Source organism: Roseivirga thermotolerans, assembly GCF_014653175.1.
GTDB classification, from domain to species: Bacteria; Bacteroidota; Bacteroidia; order Cytophagales; family Cyclobacteriaceae; genus Roseivirga; species Roseivirga thermotolerans.
Map to the genome: position 1 here is coordinate 1 of NZ_BNAG01000009.1, position 3,494 is coordinate 3,494.

General features: G+C 48.7%; 1 protein-coding gene. It reads left to right on the forward strand.

The window, feature by feature from the left end:
* Nucleotides 1–92: 92 nt before the first annotated feature.
* A partial coding sequence (locus tag IE164_RS18465; RefSeq protein WP_189631757.1) for a DUF6443 domain-containing protein occupies nt 93–3,494 on the forward strand: 3,402 nt, incomplete at its 3' end.

Consider the following 3,494-nt stretch of genomic DNA (forward strand, 5'->3'; position numbering starts at 1 on the left):
GGTTAAAGTACATAAGGGATGATAGCGGGAATATTTTAAAGAAGAACGAGTACGTATATCAGCAAAATGCCAACACCACAAACAATTAGAGAATGACACACACGAAGATAAGATATGCAACAGGGGTATTGGCGTTAATTTTTGTGATCCCAGGTGTTTTTGGTCAAGTAAAGCCAAACGGTAGTACCCAGGGAATCAAGACTTCCACCCTGCCAAGCACCAGTTACACGGGAACGGAAAAGGTGAATTATGTGCGAACGTTTGATTTTTACAAGGCCATGATGGCAGAGACCAACCTCTCAACAGAGATAGACAATAGCAACGTGATGCAAACCACCCAGTATGTTGATGGTCTGGGCAGGCCTATTCAGACAGTAGCCAGGAAGGCCCTTCCCGGGGGTAATGACATGGTACAGTATGTGGTTTACGATGAATATGGCAGGAGAGAGTATCAGCCAATGGCCTTTCAGAGTGAGTACACCGATGGGCGAATGCACTTGTCTCCCAGTGCCAGGCTAGATGCATTCATGAACGGTGACGGTCAATTAACCTCAGGTTTTTATCCCTACGAAGACATCTTCTACGGAAAAACAGAATTTGAGGCCTCCCCGCTAAACCGCGTAAAGAAGCAGATGGCCCCCGGCAATAGCTGGGCAGGAAGTGGTGTAGGGGTGAGCAACGACTGGCGGAGCAACCACTCCGGAGATGGAGTAAGGCGCTGGACGATAAGCGGGAGCAGTGCTTCAAGTCCGGGAGTTTATGCCAATAACGAGTTGATGGTCACCATCACTACAGACGAAGAACAACATCAGGTTCGGGAGTTCACCGACAAGTTGGGTAGGGTAGTGCTCAAGCGAGTACAAAAGGCAGGAAGTACGGCCGATGCAAGGACCAACTGGCACAGCACCTACTATGTTTATGATGACTTTGGTAACCTCCGGTTCGTCCTGCCCCCCAGAGCCGAAGAAGTACTCAGTGCGGCCAATTGGGTGTGGAATACGACCGATATGGATGCCCTAGCCTTCCATTATACCTATGATGGACGTAACCGAATGATCACCAAGCGAGTGCCCGGGGGAGGGCTAGTGGAAATGGTCTATGACCAACTAGACAGGCTCGTGTTGACAAGAGATGCCAACCAAAGCTCACAAGGCAAGTGGCAATTTACCAAGTACGATGCCTATAGCCGTCCAGTAATGACCGGCTTTATAAACAGTAGCAATACCAGGGCCACTATGCAAAGCCAGGCCGATGCATCAGCAGTGCTCAATGTAAGTACCGATCCCCTAACCACTGCCAACGTACTGGAGGCCCATAGTATAAGCCTAAGCCACCATGTGAGCGGAACAGTGACCTACCGGGCAACCACCTCCATAGAGTTTTTGCCCGGGTTCGATTCCAACGGACAATACTTCGATACAGAGATAGTGCCCGCCCTCAGTACCGATTATACCTTCGTTCAAGGCTATCATGACGCCACCTTTCCCAGCCTTAAAACCTATACCGAAGAGATACTCACAGTAAGCTATTACGACAACTATGCATTTACCACCCAAAACTACGATAATAGCCAAGAGGTAGACTTCTATACAGCCGGGGATAAAAACAGCCTGAACCCGGAAGCATACACCAATGCAAAAGGCCTGGCAACAGGCAGTAGAGTAAAAGTACTCAACAGTGAGAACCACTGGCTCACCACCGTTATGTTCTACGACAACCGGGGGCGCGTCATCCAAACCAAGGCAGACAACCACTTAGGAGGCACCGACATACAAACCACCCAGTACGACTTTAGTGGTAAAGTCCTCAACACCTACAGTGTACATACCAATCCCCAAGCCTCCGGCAATGATAGTCAAACCACGCTGTCCAAGCGTTTTGAGTACGAAAGTTCAGGAACCGGAAGGCTTGTAAGCATAAAGCAAAAAATAAACGGAGGGAGCGAAAAGACCCTGGTGACCCATACCTATGACCATATGGGGCAACTCAAAGAAAAGAAGCTAGGCAGTGCAGCCAGCCCATTGGAAACATTACACTACACCTATAACGTGAGAGGTTGGCTCAAGGGCATTAACCAAGACTATGTAAACACAGGTACCGGAAATCATTTCTTTGGAATGGACCTGAGTTACGACCACGGATTTACCCAAAGCCAGCTCAACGGAAACATAGCAGGAGTAAAGTGGAGAAGCAAAAGCTCCGGCCAGGTTAGAGCCTACGGATTTGATTACGACCAAAGCAACCGACTGTTAAAAGCCGATTATACCCAAGGCAGTACCTGGTTACAAACCACCAGTGACTTTAGTACCACCTACTCCTATGACGTAAACGGAAACATACAGACCCTGACCAGAAAAGGCGTTGTGGCCGGAAGTATTCAGACCATAGACAACCTTACTTACACCTACCTCAACTCAGGCAAGAGCAATCAACTCGCCTCAGTGACAGATGCAGTGGGCGACCTGGGGCAAGGCGACTTTGTAGACGGCAATACCAGTGGTAACGACTACGCCTACGATGGGAACGGCAATATGATCACCGATCTGAACAAAGACATTCAGAGTGGAGACATAACCTACAACCACCTTAACCTTCCCCAGACCATCACCTTTGGTAACAGCAGCACTAAAACCATTACCTACACCTACGATGCCTCCGGCATCAAGCTTTCAAAAAAGGTGAACAATGGAGGAGACATTACCACTACCGATTATTTAGGGTCATACATCTATGAAAACAACCAACTGCAACACTTCGCCCATGAAGAAGGGCGAGTAAGGAAAAGCAATCAGGGCAACCTGGTATACGACTACTATGTGAAAGACCACCTGGGGAATACCCGAATGACCCTGACCGAAGAAGAAGAGCAGACCATATACCTGGCCACTATGGAAAGCGATGTTACCCCCTCGGGCACCAATCTGGGGCAGTATGAAGAAAGCCTTTTCCTGAACATAGCCGCTACAAGAGATAACCTACTGCCATCAGCCAACCATACCGTAGAGCCAGGCATAAATAACGATGAAACCGCCAGACTGAACGGAGCCGAAAGTAGCCGAAGAGTAGGTCCTGCCAAGTTGTTGGCCGTTTCTCCGGGCGACCAGTTGTCCATAGAAGCATATGCCTATCATCAGGGTGGTTATAGCGATAACCAAAGCATTACTCAGGCCGAGCTCGTTACGGCCGTGGCCTCCGCATTTGGTGGAGTAAACAACGGAACCACCGAACAGCAGAGCATCTATAACCTGTTCAATGGTCAGGGGTCAACATTGCTGGTGGGCAGCAATGGAAGTTCAGCAAGTCCGAGAGCCTACCTCAACTATATTCTATTCGATCAGGACTTCGGATATATAGACGCAGGTTTTGTTCAAGTCGGCAGTACGGCTAATGTTCACCATCAACTCACCCTTAATAAGTCTATTGCCCAGGGAGGGTATATCTACATCTACCTCTCCAATGAGAGCAACACCAATCACAATGTGTACTTCGATGAC